This window comes from Paenibacillus sp. IHBB 3054, assembly GCF_051594305.1.
In the GTDB taxonomy this organism is placed as follows: Bacteria; Bacillota; Bacilli; order Paenibacillales; family Paenibacillaceae; genus Paenibacillus_AQ.
The window spans coordinates 41,737-63,930 of sequence record NZ_JBOFBG010000015.1 but is presented as its reverse complement, the minus strand read 5'-3'; the positions used below and the strand labels follow the sequence as shown (position 1 = coordinate 63,930).

Genomic DNA, 22,194 nt, shown 5'->3' with positions numbered 1-22,194 from the left:
ATTATTGTTAGCGCTATCATTTTGTCCTGAGCAGTGCCTGACACTTTGTGTAAAAGGAGACCTGAGATGAGAAAAAGATTTATGCAGGGAAAAGCAAGTCCGGTGTGGATGATGCTCTTAATCTTATTTCTGATTGTGCCTTCATTTCCCGGGTATACGGCATCTGCCGAACAATATGATGTAGAGAGTGCAGGTGAAACGGTTATTACGGATTTCCAGCCTCATGCGGTCCCGGTGGTTAACGAGCAGGGATTCACTCATCCGGGCATTTATGTGACGGCAGAAAACCTGAATCTGATGCAGCAGATGGTCCGTGAAGGTTATGAGCCCTGGGCAAGTGCGTTTGAACAGTTCAGAAGAGATTCACGCGCCCAGAAGGACTACAAGCTGCAAAATGACGATGGAAAGGGCAATCCATATATTGATTTCCTGCCGCCCGGTACCGGATCGAAGCCTATCCGCTATGATGCCGATGCCGCTTACGCGCAAACGGTGATGTGGTATATCACCGGAGACTCCGCCTATAAGGACAATGCGCTGAAGATCCTGCGTGCCTGGTATACCTCGCTGAGAAAAGTTACGGATGCCGAAGGTTATGATTGGAGCGCAGATGTGCTGTCGGCAGGGATGTCTACGAATAAATTCAGCTTTGCCGCCGAGATCCTGAGATACACCCCCGGCTCAGGCTGGACAGAGGCAGATACGGCAGGATTTACACGATATCTTGACAATTTGTGGCCGATGTATAACCGTGACGAGCAGTTTATGAACCAGGGCGGAGTGGCGCTCATGGGCTTTATGTCCAGTGCTGTGTTCCGTGATGATATAGAGGATTATGCCAAAGCGGTTAATCGGGCGACCGTAAATTCTGCCTGTATCAATACTGCCCGGGATTACAGCATTAAGAATCAGATGCGTATGGTGACTTATAATGCTGTAACAGGTGAAGCCGTCGAACCGCATGTGCAGCTGGTGGAGATGGGCCGTGACCAGCCTCATGCCGAAGGAGATATTGCCGCACTCTCCAATGCGGCACAGATTGCCTTTGCACAAGGCACACGGGTGAATGAACAAGGGGAAATTGCAGCTGACGGCACCTCTTTATTCGAATTCCTGGATAACCGGATCATGAAGGCGGCGAACCAATACGCCAAATATAATCTGGGGAATTACATTTCGTGGACACCGGTATTTTCCGGCTGGACCAACTGGGAAGACAAGGAGAACGCAAACGGTGATATTTACAATGTGGTTGCGACCAACGGCCGTTACCGCTTAGGCCTGGAGAGTGTGGTCTACTACCACTATAAATACAAGCTTGGGATCAATGATGATGATCCGGATTTCAAATTTATCCGGCAAGCGAAAGAGAAATACGGTCTTGAGATTTCGGGACAGGATAATCTTGCGAATTCGGATTTGCTGCTGGCTCCGGTTGAAGCACGGACTGGGGAAGCTCAAGGGCCGCCTAAGCCGATAGAAAAGACCGGCTATAAAGAGAACGTTGCCGGGTTTGACCGTTATCAGGTTGCGGATTTCACCGGGAAATACGGACAGGGAATCCTTGAGGATTACCAGGATGAATATGGCCTGCGTCAAATTACGAGCGGATTTAAGAAAAACGAATATTATTGGTACAAGGATTTTGATTTTGGCGAAGAACAAGACGACCGGATCCTATTAAATTCGGGATCGAATTCCTCGGCAGGCACCCATGTTCAGATGATCCTGCTGGATCAGGTGCCCGGAATTGACTTGTCGAACGTAACAAGCGCTGATCTGGCCAAAGGGGAAATCGTCGCCGACTTTTATTCCGGCGGAACCGGCTGGTGGACATCGCTGGCGTCCAAGTCGCAAAAGCTGCTTAAGCCGCTCAGCGGCAAACATTCCTTCGCTTTGCTGTTGCTGGGTTCGGACAATGTGTATGGCCTGCAGGCTAATATGGACTGGATGAGTTTTGCCCGTTCTTACGCCCATGAAACGACCGAAGCCGAGAATGCGGATGAATTTATCCAAGGGGCGGTTAAAGGCAGCAAGGATGTAACAATGCCCGATAACTCCGCGATTTCGTATAGTATCATGGATTTTGATTACGGGACGGCGGATTTGGAAGCGACACTCTCCACATCAGGCCCGGGAGTGCTGGAAGTCAGACAAGATTCTATCGACGGGCCATTGGCCGCTTCCTATGATCTTCCAGATACAAATGATGCCTTCACAAAAGTGCAGATCCAGGCAGCAAAATTGCAAAATAACGTGAAGCTGCGCGGGAAAAATAATATTTTCCTGGTTTATAAAGGCGAAGGCTCTTTAAAACTGGACTCCTTCAAGAATGTAAAGCTGAAAAATGCGGCGGTCTTCCCGGAAATCGAATCGGAAAGCTATACGACTTTGCGTGAAGGCAAGGCAGAGTTCAAACAGGAGGCTGGAATTTCATATGTCCATGCAGAGGCGGCAGCCGAACCGGTGACGCTGGTTTACTTTGACAATCACTTTGGCGAGGGGATCCATACCTTCAGTATCCGGCTCAGGAGCGATGATATTGCCGCCATAGAGATTGCGAATGAAGCCGGGAATAAGGATGGAAGAGAATTTACGCCATACGCCAAGCTCCTTGTTCCCGATACGCATGGGAAATGGACAACGGTTTCCTTTGATATGGGCAAAGCCCCGTACCCGGTTACCGGTACACAGGTGATCTACCTGACCGTTAAAGGGGCGGGCGTAGATTTGGATTATATCAAATTTAATCCGGATAACCATACTCCTGTTATTGCAGAACCCGGCTTTGCGAACGGGAATTTCACGCTGGGAGCGGACAGTGAAGGGGTGGCGTCAGACTACCTGCTCGCAGGCAAGGAATACCGCAGTTCGTACACTGCGGCGGATAAAGACAATGACATAGCCGAACTGGCTGCGCAGCGGCTTCCGGCGGATGCGCAATTTGATTCCCCTCAAGGTTTGCTGAGCTGGACACCGTCAGCGGCCGATGCCGGCAAGGAGTTTTCGATTTATATTACGGCAGATGACGGGCAGGCAACGGCCATAGCCAAGCGGAAACTGGTGGTTTTTGAACATGTGGATGCATTAATTGCTAAAGTGACCGAAGCTTATGACCCCCATGTGAATTATGCGAAGCGCACTCTGCAGCCGTATCAGGCTGCACTGGCGCTGGTTGAGAAGCTGAAGGGCAGCCCGGACCTACCTTTCTATGAGGCGCTGGCTGTGCTGAAGGAGAAGACAGACCTGCTCTGGTCACTCGACGCTATTCAGCGTGTGGATGGAACGCTGAATATGGCGGATTTCTCAGCCATCATCACTTCGGACGGCAAGGAGGGCAAATCGACTTACCGGATCGCCGAAGATGGGGATGTGAATACCTCGCCTGACATGCGGCTGAATGGAACCGGGGCCGGCTGGATGGTCTTTGATTTCAAGGAAGGCTACGGTGTGCAGTTGAGTAAGGTGGAGATGGCAGCCCGGACCGGCTTTGCCGGACGGATCAGCGGTGCGAGAATCGAAGGCTCAACGGATAACGTGACCTGGAAACAGCTTACTCCTGCAGCGGCTAATACGGAGGCTTGGCAAAGCTTTGCAGTCACCGATATGAATCCCTACCGTTATCTGCGGATCAGCAATCCGTCTAACGGGAACTGGTATGGGAATATTGGAGAAATCCGCTTTTACGGAGCCTATCACGAAGTGACAGTGCTAGATGCCATCAAGCAGGTGTCCATCGCTTCCAATCATTCTGATCATGCACTTGCGAGTCTTGGCGATCGGGTCATGTTGTCCTTCACCGCGGCGGAGGTGATTGAAGAAGTCGCGGTGAGTATCCATGGAACCGCGGTTGAAGCGGTGTCCGCCGATGGTCTGAACTGGACAGCAAGTTATGCTGTCGGCGAATTATACACACCGGGAGCTGTCAGCTTCAATATTGCTTATAAGAACGGGAAGCCGGTCAGTCGTACCACGGATGCTTCCGCTGTTACGCTGGTGGAAGAAACGGGACTGATCCGTGATATTACAAGCAAAGCGGTGTTTATTGACTCCTCGCCTAACCGGACCCAGGAGGGAACAGTGGCGCAGGTTAAGGCGCTGTTTGACAACAATCCTTCCAATACCTCCGATTTCCGGGGATTGGATGGCAGGGGTGCGGGCTGGATTGTATTTGATTTTAAAGAGGGCAATGGCGTCGAGCTGAACACAATCAAGCTTCTGGCACGGCAAGACCAGCTAGGGCGGGCCAAGGGTGTGATTGTTCAAGGGTCGAACGACAATGTGGCCTGGACGAATCTGACCAGCGCTGCAGCAGGGGGCAAGGATTGGCAGAGCTTTAAGATAACCGATCAGAACCCATACCGCTATCTGAAAATCAGCAATCCGTCCAATGGTAACTGGTATGGCAATCTTGCTGAGGTTAAGCTGTACGGGTCGTATGAACCGGCCAACGAAAAGCCGGTTTTCGGTGAAATGTCTCCGGTATCCATTAAGCTGGGGCAGACCGTGACTGCCTCAGTGTATGCCACAGATCCGGAAGGCGGCCCGCTGACCTATGCGGGAGTGAATCTGCCGCCTGGCGCCGTACTTGATGCGGCTACCGGCCACTTTACCTGGACACCGGAGACGGCGGGGGCTTATGCGCTGACTCTCAAAGCGATAGACGAGAGAGGCGCGGAAACCCTGGCAATCCTCCAAATTACCGTGGAGGAAACTCCGCTGAATCTGCCGCCTGTCTTCCAGCCGGTAAGCCCGATCCATGTGAATTTGGGCGGAACGGTCAGCTTCAGTGTCTATGCGGCAGATCCGGAAGGGGAAGCTGTCCGGTATGCGGTTTTGAATTTGCCCAACCATGCGGTTTGGGACGAGGTGAAGGGAGAACTGAGCTGGAGGCCTGATACAGCCGGGGTGTACGAAATATTCGTCACAGCCGTGGACGAAGCGGGAAATTCAGCGAAACTTCCCGTCTCTATTACTGTTACTGACAGGGCAAATGCAAAGGATGCGCCGGGCCTGCCCGTTCTGTCCAGCAATAACGGATATGATACAGGACTTCTGGATGGGGATTATGTCCTTACGATGAATTTATGGTGGGGCAACAACGGCACTTCCTACAAACTGCTCGAAAATGGCAGAGTGATCCAATCTGGAGAGTTAACTGATAACTCGCCGTCTCCCCAGCAGACGGTAACGGAGATTACAGGCAAAAGTAACGGAACATATGTGTATGTGTATGAGCTTACCAATGCCTCCGGTACAACAGTGAGCATGCCGCTGTCTGTGAAGGTAACCGAAGCTGCGCCGGGTACTCCTGTATTGTCCAATGACAACTGGGATGGGAATGGAGAATATCAGATCACCATGAATATGTGGTGGGGAACCAATGCCACAATCTATCGTTTGTATGAAAATGAGCGTTTGATTGATACTCAGCTTCTCAGCGCCCATACCCCAGACGCCCAGTCAGTGAGTACCCTAATCTCCGGAAAAGCTCCGGGTGTGTATGAATATGTGGCCGGGCTGGAGAACAGTTCAGGACTCACCCAAAGCATAGTCATGATCATTAAGGTGGAGAAATAAACAAAAGGCGGACTAAGGGATACCTGAATGTCCGCCTTTGCATCTCTAAAAGCTATACAGCACCGGAATCGCATTTATAATGGAAAGTGTAAAGCGATGAGTGAGACAAAGAGGGGGGATGATGTATATGCCCGAATATAAAAAAACCATTTTCATACGGTTTATCATGTCTTATACGATCCTGTCTGTTGTTCTGATCGGCATCATGGGAGGGTATTGGTATACCCAAACCAATGGAATCATGGAGGATGAGATTGTTAAAGACAATCAGAACCGGCTGAATTCCGCTAAGGATTATATCGAACAGACAGTACTTAAGAAATACGAAGATAATCTGCAAAACAAAGCGCTCTCCATCCGGTTTATCCAGGAAAATTTCAATTTGAATCTGCTACTCAATAAGAGCTGGGAGGGGAATTTGAGCCGTATTGCTTCCTTCCGGCAGGATCTTGATTTTTACAGGATCGAAAATGAAGGGCTCAGCAATGTCACCGTTTATTTCCCGGCCAATAATTATGTAGTGGATTCCAGTCAATTTTATATGAAGACTGAGAATTCGGAGGAAGCGGCGTTTATCTTAAAGCTGAACAGGGTGAAGCCTAAAGAATGGCTGTTCCGGACACTGGCGGATGGAAGTCAGGTCATGACCTACGTGATTAAACTGCCTTATGAGACACCGGGTGTGCCGACCATGGGGTACTTTTTTATCGATGTAGGCATGGAGTATCTTCAGACGGCGGCAGCCCAAATGCTCAGTTCTGCGGCTGACCGGCTGTATATCTTTAGCCCTTCCGGGCAGGCCGTTCTTCATACGGGTGAGTATGATGAAGCTTTAGGCGGATTGCTGAAGGAAACGATTCAAAACCGGCGGAACGGCGAACAGATCACCGAGGAGTTAGAAGGCAAAGCCGTCCTTTCGTATCTGGAGCCGGCCCATTCGGCGCATGACTGGACATATGCGATGTACCGCCCGATGAATTCTTTTGTACTTTCTTCCGAACAGTTGAAGGAAAGCCTTTTCATCAGCTGCGGGGCGGTCGTGTTGTTTGGTTTTCTGATGTCATTCTTTTTCTCCAAGCAATTGTATATTCCGGTGAAAAAACTGGTAATGCAGATTAAAGGGTTGCAGTCGCCGGGTTCTGTCACGTTATGGGGCAATGAATATGCGTTTATTGGCAGCACCTTTAATTTGTTGGAAGAGAAAATAGTGAATCTGGAAACACAGGCCAGAAAAAATGATTTAAAAAATCTGCTGCTCGGGGTAAACCTGGAAATGGAGGTAGAGTCATTCATCAGGCCGGATTACAGCTATTGCATAGTTTATCTGAATAACCTTGAAGAAGGAAGTGAAGGTTTTAAAAGCCAATATGAGCGGATGGACCACTGCTTGCCTAGCGTAGTTGTCGCCTTGAATGAGCAGGAAGCGGCTATTATTTATTATATTCCGCGGGCTGCGCCGGAACCGGAAAGGGTTATATTTGCCGATTTGCAGCAAACTAAGTCTTCAGAGCAAGCGTCAAGCTTCGGCGCAGCCATTGGTACGATAGTGAACAACCCGGAGGAAATCGCCGATTCCTACCAGATGGCTAAACAGGCGGACCGATATCATTTTTTATACGGGAAGGATTCCATTGTTGCCTATTCCAGTATCGTTGAGCTGAATACGGCGTCTTATCTGTTTCCTTACGATCATTTCAAAAATGCGCTGCAGGCGGGAGACGAGGATAGCGTGAACAGCTTTCTTGATCATTTTCTGCAGACTTTCCAGGAAAGCAAGCTGCAGATTGAGGCGGTGGAACTGGCCTTGCTTCAGCTGATTATGCAGTTGTATCAATCCGTGATTGAGCTTAAGCTGCAGCACTTTCTGCCGCACTCGAATATCTTTGATGAATTAAAGAAAGACACGCTCACCGGTACGGTTGAAGGGATACGGGTGCTGTCCATGCAGATTACCGAGCATCTGAAATATTCGGGCAACCATGCGCATACCGATCTGATCCGTACCCTGAAGAATTACATTGAAGACTATTTACACGAGGATTTATCCCTGCAGATTCTTTCAAAGGAAGTATCGCTTGCTCCAGCTTATATTTCCACACTGTTCAGTGAGGGGACAAAGGAGTCTTTTACTGAGTATGTAACCCGGCTGCGTCTGGAAAAAGCTGCGGATCTGCTGCGTTGCCAGCCGCGCCTTTCGGTGTCGGCGATCGCCTCGCAGGTCGGGTATCGTAATTCCCAGTATTTTCACAGCAAATTTAAGACGCGTTTTGGTGTTACGCCCGTCCAATACCGGAACTCGCAGCTGGCGGCCCTCGATACCTTGTTTTTAGAGAACGAATAGTAAGAGAATGATAAGGAAAAACAGGATGATGATAGGGCTGTTGGCTGGAGCATTTGGTTATGCTTTCCAGTCAACGGCCTTTTTTTATGCTTTTAAGGGCAGAAGTGAAAGATTTTATAAAGATTCGAATGAAGTTGCAATGGAAAAAGCGCTTTCAGGACCCTAAGATGGGAATGTGGTTTGAGGGATTTTGGATTTTGGAAAGGAGCAGTCAACATGAACCCGGGGAATCGTCCGGAAATTGACGGAGGGAAGAAATTGTACCATGCCCGGCCGTCGAGAATTGCAGCAACCTGGAGAGAGTACAAAAAATGCAGATACCTGTTTCTGCTGCTCGCTCCGGTGATGATTTGGTACGCAGTGTTTGCCTACGCCCCGATGTACGGTATTCAACTGGCTTTTAAGGATTTTAGGATTATGGATGGCATCTGGGGCAGCCCGTGGGTCGGCCTCAAGCATTTCGAGTTCCTGTTCTTTCAGTCCCCTGATTTTCTGCGGATTTTGAAGAATACGGTTACGATCAGTTTTCTGCATATTGCCTTCGGCTTTCCCGCACCGATTATACTCGCGCTGCTGATCAACGAGATCCGCTCAAGCACCTTCAAAAGGGTTGCGCAGTCGCTGACGTATCTGCCGCACTTTTTTTCCTGGGTCATTCTCTCGGGAATTCTGATCACATTGCTGTCCCCATCGAGCGGTGTAGTGAATTACCTGCTGCAGCTTGTGGGGCTAGAGCCGATTTATTTCCTGGGCAATCCTAATTATTTCCGCTTCACGCTGGTAACCTCGGGGATATGGAAAGAAGTGGGCTGGGGGACAATCATTTATTTGGCCGCGCTCGCCGGAATACAGCCTGAAATGTACGAAGCTGCCGTCATGGACGGAGCCAGCCGCTGGAGGCAGACCCTCAGCATTACACTCCCGACGATTTTACCGGTCATTATCCTAATGTTTATTCTGCGGATTGGCAGTGTGCTGGATGCCGGATTTGATCAGATTCTTAACCTCTATTCACCTGCGACCTATAGTGTGGCAGATATTCTGGACACCTATGTTTACAGGGTTGGCTTGCAGAACTTCCAGTTCAGCCTTACGACGGCGGTCGGCTTGTTCAAGAATGTGATCGCTTTTGCTCTGGTGTTGACTACGAACTTTATTTCCAAAAAGCTGGGACAGCAAGGCATCTTTTAAACGGAAAAACCGGATAGGAGGATAAAGCAGTGAAACATAGTTGGGGTAGTACCCTTTTTCAGGCCTGTTTAATTACTTTTATGATCATCTTATGTATCGTCATGTTGTATCCGTTCGTCCATATGCTCTCCATATCGTTCAGCACACCGGCGGAAGCTTTGAGACTGGGAATCCATTTGTACCCGCAGAAGGTCTCATTATTCGCCTGGGAGAAAGTACTGGGCAATCCGGATATCTGGACGGGGTTCGGGAACACACTTTTTCGTACCGTAGTTGGCACCATTTGTTCCATCCTGTTCATGTCATTTGGTGCTTACCCGCTCTCCCGTAAATACTTGCCGCACCGCAATGTGTACACAATGATTATTGTGTTCACGATGTTTTTCAGCGGAGGGATGATTCCTTCGTATTTCCTGATCAAGTCCCTGGGACTGCTGGATTCGCGTCTGGTCTATATTATTCCCGGCCTCATCAGTACCTTCTCCATGCTCATTCTGCGCAATTTCTTTCAGGAGATTCCCGACGAGCTTGAGGATTCGGCTAAAATTGATGGAGCCAATGATCTGCGCATTCTGTTTCAGCTTGTACTTCCGTTATCGCTGCCCGTCATTGCCACATTGTCGCTATGGTCGGCGGTGGGACATTGGAACGCCTGGTTTGACGCGGTTCTCTACATACAGGACCCCTCCAAGCAGGTGCTGCAGACCTTCCTGAGACGGGTGGTTATCACCGGAGAGAATCTCTCCCTGTTTGCGAACGATGTTAAGGGCTCTGAACTGGGTTATGCAGAGCCGATTAAAGCGGCTACCCTGATGTTCACGGCGCTGCCGATCATTATTGTCTATCCGTTCCTGCAAAAGTATTTTGTCAAAGGAACTATGGTGGGATCGCTAAAAGGTTAACCGGTGTTTGCTCAAGCTGTCTTTCACGGCAGTTTGATGAAATTATAAAATTGCTAACGATCAAAAGGGAGGCTATTAGAAATGAATAAAAAGAAGCTTGTCACCGGTATGCTGGGGCTGGTCATGTCAGTATCGCTGATTGTGAGCGGTTGCAGCAGCAATGGGAACAATAAGGCGGCTAAAGAAAACAATGCCGGGGAAGCCGCAAATGCCGGCAAAGAAGCACCGATTGAAATTACGCTCGCCAACAACTGGAACAAACCGAAAGCGGACAACAATTATGTCCAGAAGTTTCTGGAGCAGAAATTTAATGTCAAGTTTAAGAATGTCACCTTTGAGACGGCAACATGGAAAGAACAATTTAACGTAATGCTGGCCTCCGGTGAAATCCCCGACATTATATCCGTGGACGGAACTGTCGGCGATATGGTGCAATGGGCGGATCAGGGCATCCTTGCCAGCATTTCCAAAGAGGAGATTAAGAAATACATGCCTAAATATACGGCGGATGTGGAGAGTGTTGATCCCAACGCCTGGGACCCTGGTACTTACAACGGGAAAAACTGGGGTGTGCCAAAGGTATGGGGTGAAGGTGCAACGGGCTTTGTTCCCGCCTTCAACGGGCAATGGCTGAAGGCTGTCGGATACAGCGAGCCGCCCAAGGATCTTACGAAGCTTGAAGATGTTCTGACCAAATTCACGAATAATGATCCCGACGGCAACGGCAAAAAAGACACGTATGGCCTAACAGGACGCGGCAAGGATGCCCAGGCACAGCTGTTCAATACAGTGTTCGCGGCTTACGGTGTAGCTCCTTACCAGTTTAAGCTGGATGCCGATGGCAAAGTGACCTATGGTGCGGTTACGGAGGAAGCACGCAATGCGCTGAAGCTGCTGAATAAATGGTATAAAGCAGGGATTATCGATCCCGAGTTTATTACGGACGGCAACGGCGAAATTCAAACCAAATTTATCAGCCTGCGCACCGGCCTTATTGAGACCGGAATGTGGCATCATTTATATGATGACGGTTACTTTGGCCTGGTCTCTAAGGATAAGGGCATTGAACTGGTTCCAGGGGTCCCGTTCACCGGTCCGGATGGCAAGAAATATGCCATGGCAAACGGAGCATTGCAGCCGCCACTGTTATTCGGCGCACAGCTTGAGAAGGATGAAGCCAAACGGATCAGAATTTTGCAGATTCTTGAATATGTCACTAGCGATGATGAAGGTTATCTGACCACAGCCTTTGGAGAAAAAGGAAACTCTTATAATCTGGAAGGTGATCTGGCGGTAATTACAGAAGCGGCAACGGGAACAGAATTAATGGGTGAGTTAGGTACCGGCTTCTACAATCCTTTTGGCGGCAAGGTCAATTCGATGATGAAGCACCACTATTCCCCGGAAAAGCTTGCTTACAAGGAAAAACTGACGAATGTGGAGGGACTGACGGTCCTAACCGATCTGATGCAGTCAACGGTGATGACAACGAAAGCGCAGTACGAGGCCATCCTGAATACACTTCAGGCGCAGTATTATATCAAGGCCATCTCCGGCGAATCCAATACGGATAAAGACTTTGATGATTTCCGGTCCCAGTGGCTCAATTCCGGCGGCCAGACGGAACTTGATGAAGCACAAAAGATTTATGAGGAACGCAGCAAGTAAAATGAACTTATATAGATTGAACTTGAAACTTGAGGAAAGGGAGCGGAGCGACGGAGGGGAAGTTTGGAACTGGAGGAGCGATAGCGACCGCCTGGAAGCTTTCCGTAGGAAAGCTCGCTTCGAAAGCATAAGCAGTCTTCGGATTTCAACCGCGTACAGCAGTCATAATCAAGAAATCCGAAGACAACAGCGGCCGGAAGTCCAAACATTCCCCGCAGTTGCGACTGAACCTTTACTCTAAACTTCTCAGTTCAATCTATATAGTGTGAGAAACGGAAGACCGGCTTAAGCGGTACACGGAGAACGTGTCTGCTTCTAAGCCGGTCTCCTCACTATGCCGGAGGGAGTCTAACATCATGAAGGAAGCAAATACAGAGCTGGTAGTATATCCGGTGCCGGAAGGTGCCGCTGGAAACCCGGATTTCTCGGTGAAGGTCCGCAGGCCGCAGGGGGAATGGCAGCCCTTGTTCTGTCACAATGTGAAGGTGGATATGCATGAAGTGTGCAATGCCTCCATGGTCTCGTTTGATTGTTCCGGGCCGGTAGAACTGGAGATTGTGAAGAATGGCGGAGTCGTTAAGGAAGCTGTTGTCCGTCCTCTATCGGCGGATATAAACTGTGAATGCGAAGGGAATGTGATGCTGCTCCGGCTGGATGGCCCGCGGCAGCTATCCTTGGAAGCGGACGGGGAACGGTTCCACAACCTGCATATTTTCGCCAATCCAATGGATGAGAATATCCCGGCTATCGCCGGTTCGGAAGTGCTTACTCTGGAACCGGGAACCCATGTCACGGCAGAAATCCAGGAGACCCTGGCCAGTTTGCCTGCGGCGGAGAAACCCAAGGTGGTTTATTTTGCACCCGGCATTCACCGCTTGGATCCAGCCCGGCTTGAAGTACCTTCCAATACAGTGATTTATATCGCGGGCGGGGCCGTGGTTTATGGCGGTTTTATTTGCAGTCATGTCCATGATGTGCAGATTCGCGGCAGGGGGGTTCTGTATATGTCGGATTTCAAGAAGACGACCTATTACCGCGGCGTGGAAATCAGCTATTCCCGGAACATCTCCATTGAAGGCATTACGGTTATTGATCCGCCCCATTATACGGTTCTGCTGGGACAATCAGAGCGAATCGACATCCGGAATATCAAAACCTTCAGTACCCGCGGCTGGTCTGACGGCATAGATATGATGGCTTGCTCGGATGTGAAGATCGACAGAGTATTTCTCCGCACCTCAGATGATTGTATCGCCATCTATGCTTCGCGCGGCGATTACCAGGGCGATACCCGCAGAGTTGCCGTTACCCGTTCGATTCTTTGGGCGGATGTAGCCCATCCGGCCAATATCGGGACGCACGGCAACCATGAAGGCAATGGGGATGTAATTGAAGATATTCTATTCCACGATATCGATATCCTTGAACATCACGAGCCTCAGCCGGACTATTGGGGGTGTCTGGCGATCAATGCGGGTGACAATAACACGGTGCAGAATGTTACTTACGAGGATATACGCATTGAACCTTTTGAACTCGGAGAGTTGTTTAACGTGAGAGTGCTTCAGAACCTCAAATACAATCCAGCTCCCGGTAAGATCATCCGGAATATTCTGTTCCGAAATATATGCTATTCCGGCAGCTGCACTAATCCATCCCATGTAGCAGGCTATGATGAAACCCGCCGGGTAGAGAACGTGAGGTTTCAGAATGTAACGATAAATGGCAGGCTATTGGATCTTTCGCAGGATGTTGTTATCGGAGCATATGTGAGTCAAATAAAATCCTGATCTAACTACAAAAACGAGTCCATGTTTCATACATATACTCGTTGGATGTTATAAGCGGAAGCTTTTGGTTAACTCATCTATATTCCCATTCCGGGAAACTTCCCATAATGGGAAAATCTCAAACACTCTTTTCCCTTTTTGGGAATGGGTGTTTTTTTTGCTGCCGCCGTTCACTCGACCGGATATCCCATCTGACAGCTATAATTCCAGGAAACCGGCCTGGAAAAATAAAAATAGAGAATCCTGCAAAGTTGGCACGAAATTTGCTCTGTATATAGGTGAAGGCCAAATCAAGAGGAGGGATTCACTTGCATATTTCAAAAGAATTGCTTAGCGGGATGTACCGGAAGATGTTGAGTATCCGGAAATTTGAAAAGACTGCATCTACCTTTTTTGCTGAAGGAAAAATACCGGGCTTTGTTCATCTGTACATCGGGGAAGAAGCAATAGCCGTCGGGGCATGCGCCAATCTGCGGGATGACGATTATATTACGAGTACCCACCGGGGGCATGGACATATCGTGGCCAAGGGCGGGAATCTGAAATATATGATGGCAGAGCTGTTCGGCAAAGAAACCGGATACTGTAAAGGCAAAGGTGGTTCGATGCATATTGCAGATGCGGAGCTGGGCATTTTGGGCGCCAACGGAATTGTTGGTGCAGGCCATCTGATTGCAACCGGGGCGGCTTGGAGCGCTCATTATAGAGGAAGCGATCAGGTCAGCGTGTGCTTTTTCGGAGATGCTTCCACGAATCAGAGCACATTTCATGAAGCGATGAATTTAGCGAGTTTATGGAAGCTGCCAGTAATTTTTATATGTGAGAACAATCTGTATGGGATATCGGTCAGCCAGGCCAGACATCAGACGATCAAGGATATTGCCAAACGTGCCGAGGGCTATTGCATGCCTTCCCTTACGGCCGACGGCAACGATGTGGTTACGGTGTATGAACATGTGCAAGAGGCGGTACAGCGGGCGAGAAATGGTGAAGGTCCTACCTTGCTGGAATTCAAAACATACAGACAGCATGGACACTTCGAAGGTGATCCGGGAGCTTACCGACCAAAGGAAGAAGTAGAGGCCTGGCTGCTAAAGGACCCGATTCCCAGATTTGAGGAGTACCTTATGGAGCACAAGCTAATGACGGCAGACGAGTTGAAGCAGATCGAGGATGAGGTTGACGGGGAGATTCAGGAGGCGCTTGATTTCGCTTTTGCCAGCGATTATCCGGCTCTGGAATCTTCGGTTCAAGATATTTATTCCGATATCGTTGAGGAGGCGCGCAGCAGATGAGAAAAATGACCTATGGTGAAGGAATCCGTGAAGGTATGCGCAGCAAAATGCTGGAGGACCCGAATGTGGTATTGCTTGGGGAGGATGTCGGGCCGTACGGAGGAACCTTCGGGGTAACGAAGGGGCTCTGGGAGCAATTCGGTGAAGAGCGGGTACGGGATACCCCGATTTCCGAAGGAATTATTGTTGGGGCTTCCGTAGGGGCAGCAGCAACAGGGCTGAGACCTGTTGCCGAGCTGATGTTCATTGACTTTCTGACCTTCGGCATGGACGGACTGGTGAATCAGGCTGCGAAGATGCGATACATGTTCGGCGGCAAAATCTCCGTGCCGCTCGTACTGCGGCTACCGGCAGGCGGTGGAATCAGTGCGGGGGCACAGCACTCCGGATCACTGGAGGCCTGGGTGACGCATGTTCCTGGACTTAAGGTGGTCTATCCTTCCAACGCCCAGGATGCCTGGGGGATGATGCTGACCGCGATTGAAGATGACAATCCGGTGGTGTATATCGAGAGCAAGGTTCTGTATTCCAAGAAATATGAGGTGGATGACAAGGTGGCCGCGATTCCTTTTGGCGTAGCCAGCGTCAAGCGGGAAGGAAGCGACGTTTCCATTATTACGTATGGCAAGCAAGTGGATGATGCGCTTAGTGCAGCAAAAGCTTTAGCGAAAGAAGGAATTGAAGCAGAGGTTATTGATCTGCGCTCGCTTTATCCGCTTGACCAGGAAGCGATCTTCGCTTCAGTCGCCAAAACGCACCGGGCGCTTGTTGTAACCGAAGAAGTGAAGCGGGGCGGGTTCGGGGGCGAACTGTCCGCCATGATCTCCGAGCTGTGTTTTGACGAGCTGGATGCTCCTGTTGTGCGAATCGGTGCACTTAATACTCCCGTTCCTTATTCTCCGGCGCTGGAAGCCTACGTGCTGCCAAATACGGATGATATTATTCAGGGCATCAAGAGCATGTTCTGATCAGGCTCAGGAAATGTCAGTAAGCAAACTTGCGGAGGTGTACAATGGCTGAACTTATTGTTATGCCCAAATTAGGGCTCACTATGACCGAGGGGACAATCTCCAATTGGCGAAAAGCTGAAGGGGACACCGTGGCCCAAGGGGAAATCCTGTTTGATGTGGAGACCGACAAAATCTCCAATGAAGTTGAAGCAAAGGTTGGCGGTGTACTGCGGAAAATCATTGTAGAGGAAGGCACTGTTGAGATTTTCCAGCCGGTTGCTGTCATAGGCAATGCCAGTGAGGATATTTCCGCTCTGCTCGGTGGGGGCGGGGTGCCGGCAGCTTCTGCTCCTGAACAGGCCGGAGCTCTGGTTGATGCCGGAGCAGCTACGTCTGATTCCAGTGAAACGTCGGTTCATGCTGCCGGGGGCAGAATCAAGGCTTCGCCGTATGCGAAGAAGACAGCAGGGTTGTTGTCCGTTGATCTGCAGCAGGTGAAAGGGAGCGGGCCGCAGGGCAGAATTACCGAAGGGGATGTGCGCAAGTATGCCGCAGAAGGCGGCAGCAGATCCGTGGATAAATTGAAAATATCTCCGGCGGCGGCTAAGGAAGCGGCGGCGCTTGGAATTGATCTTTCCGGGCTCCATAAAGAAGGAAGAATTATGAAGGAAGATATCCGCTCCTTCGCAGCAGCCTCCAATCAGACAGCGGTAGAGACCGCAGTACAGCCTGCCGTGCAGGAAGTCAAACGCGTGCCGATGAACAGCATGCGCAAAATCATCGCCAAACGAATGCTGGAAAGCCAGGCGGTTTCTCCGACTGTGACCTACAATATGAAGCTGGATACAACGGCCCTGGGTGCGCTGAGACAGCAGTTGAAGGAGACGCTCAAGGTTACTTATACAGATTTACTGGTCAGTATTGTAGCCAAGTCCCTGCTGGAGTTTCCACTTCTGAACTGCTCCATTGAGGGAACCGAGCTAGTCATGAGAAATTATGCCAATATCGGCGTAGCCGTGGGACTGGATGAAGGACTAGTTGTTCCTGTGGTCAAGAATGCCGCGCAAAAAGGGCTGGCCGAAATATCGCTGGAAGTGAAACGGCTGGCGGCAGGAGCCAGAAATAACAGCTTGACCTCCGAGCAGATGACGGGAGGCACCTTTACCATTACCAATCTGGGAATGTATGGGATGGAGTCCTTCACGCCGATTATCAATCAACCGGAGGTCGCTATTCTGGGAGTCAATGCCATCGTGAACACCCCGGTCGCAGTGAATGGAGAGATTGTCATCCGACCCCTGATGAACATCAGTCTGACCGCTGACCATAGAGCAGTGGATGGGGCGGTTGCAGCGCAATTTATGCAAAAAATCAAAGCCTATGTAGAGAAACCGGCACTGCTGCTGCTGTGAGAAGCCTACGCTTCCGAAGTCAGTTTTGCGAAGTGAAATAAGAAAGCTTATGCTATCAAAACTTTTAGGAGGACAACAATGAGGATCGTTGTGCTTGGAGGCGGCCCAGGCGGATACGTGGCCGCAATTAGGGCTGCGCAGTTGGGTGCAGAAGTTACACTTGTGGAGAAGAAGGCGCTGGGAGGGACCTGCCTTAATGTCGGCTGTATACCCACCAAGGTGCTGCTTCATACCTCGGAGCTGTATACACACCTGAAGCGGGATGCCAAGGAGCTTGGTATTGAAGCGGGCGAGGTCTCAGTGAACTGGGGCCAGCTGCAGAAACGCAAAGATAAGATCATCAGAATAAATACTGGAGGCATTGAGACACTGCTCAAAAAAAACAAGATTGCCAAGCTGAGCGGCTCAGGCAAATTTACAAGTAGCAGCCAACTGGAAGTTACTGCAGCCGATGGCAGTGTCCGGACGCTGGACTTCGACCGGGCGATTATCGCTACCGGCTCAGAGCCCTCAATCGTGCCTATTCCCGGTGCAGAGTTGGAAGGGGTCATAACAAGCGATGAAGCGCTATCGCTACCTGCAGTACCGGAGCGCCTCTGCATTATTGGCGGCGGGGTAATCGGCTGTGAGTTCGCCAGTGTCTACAGCAGCCTGGGCTGCAAGGTTACGATTATCGAGATGCTGTCCGAACTGATCGCGGTTATGGACCGTGATATTGTGCAGTGCCTGCGGAAGGAATTCGCAAGCACCGGCATAGAGATGCACACAGAGACGAAAGTGGAGAGAATCGAGCAGACGGCGGCAGGATTGCGAGTAGTCACTTCCTCCGGTAACGGCCATCATGTCATAGAGGCGGACAAAGTACTGCTGTCCATCGGCCGGCGGCCGGTGACTGCGGGCCTGGGACTGGAGGACATCGGGGTGGAGATTAAACGCGGTGCAATCCAGGTCAACCGGAACATGGAGACCAGCATACCGGGCATCTACGCTATCGGGGATTGCAACGGAGGAATCATGCTGGCACATGTAGCCTCCGCAGAAGGGGTTATTGCTGCGGAAGCGATTGTGGGTGAGCCATCGCTGATAGATTTCAGAACGGTCCCTTCCTGTGTCTACACACGGCCCGAACTGGCATCCGTGGGAATGACGGAGGCAGAGGCCATACAGCAGGGATTTCAGGTGAAGACCGGGGTATTTCCGCTTCAGGCCAATGCCAAATCCATGATCATGGGTGAGAGCAACGGGCTGGTGAAGTATGTTGTTGACGCCGGCAATGATGAAATTCTGGGGCTGCATATTGCGGGACCGCGGGCAACGGACATCATTGTGGAAGGGGCGCTGGCTATTCGCCTTGAAGCAACGCTGGATGAGGTCGTTACCACCATTCATGCCCATCCGACAGTTGCGGAATCGTTGCACGAAGCTGCGCACGCCGTTCATAACCGGGCCATTCATCTTCACGTTTAACGTATAGGCTTCAATTCACCAGAGAGATGTCAAATACGATGAACAGAGTATGCCGATCCCTTATATCCCTGCGGATTGTCATACTAAGTTCATCGTATTTGTCTTTATTGGACGTTATGGCGATTTATAATAGAGAGAGATAATGTAAGCGTATACACAGTGAGGGGTGAGCAAATGAGGCTTGCTTTGGATACTAAGCAACGAATGGGTTTGTCGCCGGGGCTGCGGCAATCCCTTGAGGTGCTGCAAATGGACTCGCAAGAGCTGGGGCAATATGTGGACCGGTTGTCAGAGGAAAATCCGCTGATTGAGGTTCAATATTCATTAGGCGGCAGCAGGATCAGGAGCGGAAAGAGCACCCAGCATTTGCTGCAATATGTGGCCGATCCCCGGCACAATCTGCAGGATCATCTGTTGTCGCAATTAAATCTGCTCTCACTGCCCGAGACGGAACGGTCCCTTGCGGCCTATCTGATCGGCTGCCTGGATGATAAGGGATATTTTGTTGAACAGGTAGAGGAGACGGCCGCCGGACTGGGAGTCGGCTGTCAGGATATCGAAGCCGGACTGAGATTCGTTCAGTCCTTGGAGCCTTACGGAGTCGGCGCCAGGAATTTGCAGGAATGTCTGGTGCTGCAACTGGAACACACCGGCAGAATGACGCCTTTATTGCGGAAGCTGATTGAACGCCATCTTGAGCAGTTGGGCAGTAATCAGTTGGTCCGTGTCGCCAAAGAATTGAAGACTTCACTAAAGAGTATTAAGGAATTATGCAATGTGATTAGATCCTTGAATCCCCGCCCCGGCAATACCTTTGATCATGGGGAAGCAACGGTGTACATTGTGCCGGATGTATCCGTTGTGTTGAAGAACGGCTTGTACGAAGCCGCCACGCATCCTTTGTCCTGCCCGCAGATTACGTTTGCCGAAAGCTATCAACGTTTGTTCAGCCTGAGCGGAGACGAAGAAACACGCAACTATCTGCGGGAGAAGAACGAACAGGCTAGCTGGATCATGAAATGCATCGAAGAACGCAAGGTGACTTTATGCAGCGTGGTTGGCGCCATTCTGAAGCTGCAGCGGCCTTTTTTCGAAAGAGGGCAGGATTATCTGATGCCATTAACCCTTAGTAGAATAGCTGAAGAACTGGATCTTCATGAGTCTACGGTGAGCCGGGCGATCCGGGGCAAATATGTGCAGTGTACATGGGGAACCTTTGAGTTAAAGTATTTTTTTCCTTCCGGAATTACGGGAGAAGATACCGATTGGACACCGGATGCCTTGAAGAGAATCATCCGTGACATTATAGAGGGAGAAGATAAGCGGGCAGCCTATAGCGACCGCAGAATCGCCGAGCTTCTGCTTGAGCAAGGAGCGGTCCTCTCCCGCCGGACGGTCGCCAAGTATAGGGAATCCATGCGGATTGCCTCCGCCCCGGGCAGACGTGAATATCCGATTTAAATGCTGCACGCAACGGAAAGGAGCAGTAGACATGCGAATCAGCTATGCACAATCGCTTGGGAACTGGGAACATTTCATATCCAGCGGGGAGATTGCCGCCGGGACCAAGCCGGAAATAGCCGCTTCATGGAGAAGATGCCGCCAATCCGGAGTCGATCCGATGCGCGGCAAGGGAATGCAGGTGTCAGAAGAGGAACTGGCTTCCCGCTTACTGGAGAAGAAGCAGCTTCTTTCCGTTGCAGGGCCGGTCATGAACAGTATCTTTCAGATCATTAAGGATACTGTATACGCAATTGTCTTGACCGATCAGGACGGGGTGCTTCTGCACACGATGCTCAATAAGGAGCTTGAACCGGAATGTGTCAAGGTGAATTTCGTGGAAGGGGCTAAGTGGGATGAGCTCAGTGTGGGCACCAATGCGGTCGGCACTGCACTGGCTATCAATGATGAAGTTCAGGTGCTGGGCGGCGAGCATTATTGCACAACGCACCATGCTTGGACCTGCTCGGCCGCACCGATTCATGACAGCCGGGGCAACGTGATTGGCTGTCTGGATCTGTCGGGCAAGGCCGAAGATGTGCATGCCCATACGTTCGGCGTTGTCGTGTCGGCGGTCAGCAGTATCGAGAAGCAGCTGCATATGCTGGAGACGAGCCAGATGATGCATGCCGTATTTCAGTCGATGCAGGACGGGCTGCTTGTCATTGATACCGAATACCACGTACGGCATTTTAATGAAAGACTGGCCTCAATCTTTATGCTCAGCCTGGAACAGATGGAAGCTTTATGCATCAAAGAACTGCTGGAAGAGGTCGATTTGGACAGTGTATTTGCCGGTGAGAGGCATTTAAGCTACGCGGACTGTACACTCACCGTCGGCAGCAACAAGATCGATTGCATGGTGAACATTTATCCCTTCACCTTCGATGACAAGATTCTTGGCGCTTCGCTCACGATCAGGGAAGCCGGGCAGGTGCGCAAAGATGTCAACCAATTGGCCGGCTTCAAGGCGAATTACCGGTTCGAGGAAATCATCACGGACAATTCCTATATGCAGGGACAAATTGCTTTTGCCCAGAGAATTGCGAAGACAAATTGTACTGTGCTGATCGAAGGGGAGAGCGGAACAGGAAAGGAGCTGTTTGCCCAATCCATTCATAATGCCAGCCTGCGGGCCGGAGGCCCCTTTATTGCGATTAACTGCGCGGCGCTGCCCAAAGATCTGGTGGAAAGCGAATTGTTCGGCTACGAGAAGGGCTCCTTCACGGGAGCGCTGCGGGAAGGCAATCCGGGGAAGTTCGAGCTGGCGCACGGGGGAACTATTTTTCTGGATGAAATCGGGGAACTGCCGCTGGAAATTCAGGCGAAGCTGCTCCGTGTTCTGGATAACCATAAGGTCCGCAGAATCGGCGGCAAACATGAGCGGACGCTGGATGTAAGAGTCATAGCGGCCACCAACCGCGATCTGGTGGAGGAAGTAAGCCTGAAATCCTATCGCAGCGACCTCTATTACCGCTTAAACGTGATCAATATCAAGCTGTCACCGCTAAGGGAACGCAGGGAGGATATTGCACCCCTGGCGAGACTCTTCCTGACAAAGTGCAATCGTGATCATCCCGGCCCGGCCAAGCAGTTCAGCCCCTCCTTTCTGGAAGTCTTGCAGAGCTATGAGTGGCAGGGAAATGCACGTGAGCTTCAGAATGCCGTGCAGCGGGCTTATTATGTGTGCAGCTCCGCTTGCATTACCCATCTGGATTTGCCCCCCGTAAGGATTACACCTGTGCAGCACAGCAACAGCGGTAGTGTGGCAGTGTCACAGCAGCCTGTAAGGGAGGCGTCCGGCAAAAAAATGGAGCAGATAGAGATCGAGAGCATTTGCAGTGCGCTTCAAACCTGCAGCGGCAATGTTGTGACCGCAGCCAAAATGCTGGGCATAGGGAAATCGACCATGTACCGGAAGATTACGGAGTATGGGATAAGCAAATAGGATAAATTTAAAGGATATTTTTGATACGCTCTACTATGATAAGAATCAATTAGTCTAAGCGTATTTGTTCAGCCGGACTTCATTGGATGAACTGGTTCTTCCAAGCCCGGATTTATAGTAAATCAATTTGTATTTATACAGCAGGTTGAA

General features: G+C 50.5%; 13 protein-coding genes. All 13 read left to right on the top strand.

Features of this window, described 5'->3' with window-relative positions; genetic code table 11:
• Nucleotides 1-66 precede the first annotated feature (66 nt).
• The 13 genes from ACQ76X_RS17550 (at nucleotide 67) to ACQ76X_RS17490 (ending at nucleotide 22,044) form a co-directional block, all read left to right on the top strand.
• Nucleotides 67-5,580 carry a putative Ig domain-containing protein gene (locus ACQ76X_RS17550; RefSeq protein ID WP_438495224.1) on the top strand — a complete coding sequence of 1,838 codons (5,514 nt, stop codon included), beginning with the start codon at nucleotides 67-69 and terminating at the stop codon, nucleotides 5,578-5,580.
• A gap of 127 nt (nucleotides 5,581-5,707) precedes the next feature.
• The gene (locus tag ACQ76X_RS17545) at nucleotides 5,708-7,921 is read left to right on the top strand and encodes a helix-turn-helix domain-containing protein (RefSeq protein WP_438495223.1); all 2,214 of its coding nucleotides are present in this window, start codon (nucleotides 5,708-5,710) and stop codon (nucleotides 7,919-7,921) included.
• 25 nt (nucleotides 7,922-7,946) lie between these two features.
• On the top strand, nucleotides 7,947-8,087 hold the full coding sequence (locus ACQ76X_RS17540; protein ID WP_438495222.1) for a hypothetical protein: 141 nt from the start codon (nucleotides 7,947-7,949) through the stop codon (nucleotides 8,085-8,087).
• A gap of 50 nt (nucleotides 8,088-8,137) precedes the next feature.
• Nucleotides 8,138-9,112: an ABC transporter permease gene (locus tag ACQ76X_RS17535; RefSeq protein ID WP_438495221.1), complete on the top strand. Its 975-nt coding sequence runs from the start codon at nucleotides 8,138-8,140 to the stop codon at nucleotides 9,110-9,112.
• Nucleotides 9,113-9,141: 29 nt separating this feature from the next.
• Nucleotides 9,142-10,014 carry a carbohydrate ABC transporter permease gene (locus ACQ76X_RS17530; protein WP_256718262.1) on the top strand — a complete coding sequence of 291 codons (873 nt, stop codon included), beginning with the start codon at nucleotides 9,142-9,144 and terminating at the stop codon, nucleotides 10,012-10,014.
• Nucleotides 10,015-10,095: 81 nt separating this feature from the next.
• Nucleotides 10,096-11,682: an extracellular solute-binding protein gene (locus ACQ76X_RS17525; RefSeq protein ID WP_438495220.1), complete on the top strand. Its 1,587-nt coding sequence runs from the start codon at nucleotides 10,096-10,098 to the stop codon at nucleotides 11,680-11,682.
• A 356-nt stretch (nucleotides 11,683-12,038) separates the two neighbouring features.
• Nucleotides 12,039-13,472, top strand: a complete 1,434-nt coding sequence (locus ACQ76X_RS17520; protein WP_438495219.1) for a glycosyl hydrolase family 28 protein — start codon at nucleotides 12,039-12,041, stop codon at nucleotides 13,470-13,472.
• Nucleotides 13,473-13,810: 338 nt separating this feature from the next.
• Nucleotides 13,811-14,767 (top strand): thiamine pyrophosphate-dependent dehydrogenase E1 component subunit alpha, encoded by a 957-nt coding sequence (locus ACQ76X_RS17515; RefSeq protein WP_438495286.1) that lies wholly within the window; start codon nucleotides 13,811-13,813, stop codon nucleotides 14,765-14,767.
• Nucleotides 14,764-15,735: an alpha-ketoacid dehydrogenase subunit beta gene (locus ACQ76X_RS17510; protein ID WP_438495218.1), complete on the top strand. Its 972-nt coding sequence runs from the start codon at nucleotides 14,764-14,766 to the stop codon at nucleotides 15,733-15,735. The genes ACQ76X_RS17515 and ACQ76X_RS17510 overlap by 4 nt, the downstream gene beginning before the upstream one ends.
• A gap of 44 nt (nucleotides 15,736-15,779) precedes the next feature.
• Nucleotides 15,780-17,129 carry a dihydrolipoamide acetyltransferase family protein gene (locus ACQ76X_RS17505; protein ID WP_438495217.1) on the top strand — a complete coding sequence of 450 codons (1,350 nt, stop codon included), beginning with the start codon at nucleotides 15,780-15,782 and terminating at the stop codon, nucleotides 17,127-17,129.
• 78 nt (nucleotides 17,130-17,207) lie between these two features.
• Nucleotides 17,208-18,596 (top strand): dihydrolipoyl dehydrogenase, encoded by a 1,389-nt coding sequence (lpdA, locus tag ACQ76X_RS17500; protein WP_438495216.1) that lies wholly within the window; start codon nucleotides 17,208-17,210, stop codon nucleotides 18,594-18,596.
• 186 nt (nucleotides 18,597-18,782) lie between these two features.
• The gene (rpoN, locus tag ACQ76X_RS17495) at nucleotides 18,783-20,057 is read left to right on the top strand and encodes an RNA polymerase factor sigma-54 (RefSeq protein WP_438495215.1); all 1,275 of its coding nucleotides are present in this window, start codon (nucleotides 18,783-18,785) and stop codon (nucleotides 20,055-20,057) included.
• Nucleotides 20,058-20,088: 31 nt separating this feature from the next.
• The gene (locus tag ACQ76X_RS17490) at nucleotides 20,089-22,044 is read left to right on the top strand and encodes a sigma-54-dependent Fis family transcriptional regulator (protein WP_438495214.1); all 1,956 of its coding nucleotides are present in this window, start codon (nucleotides 20,089-20,091) and stop codon (nucleotides 22,042-22,044) included.
• The last annotated feature ends 150 nt before the right edge of the window (nucleotides 22,045-22,194 follow it).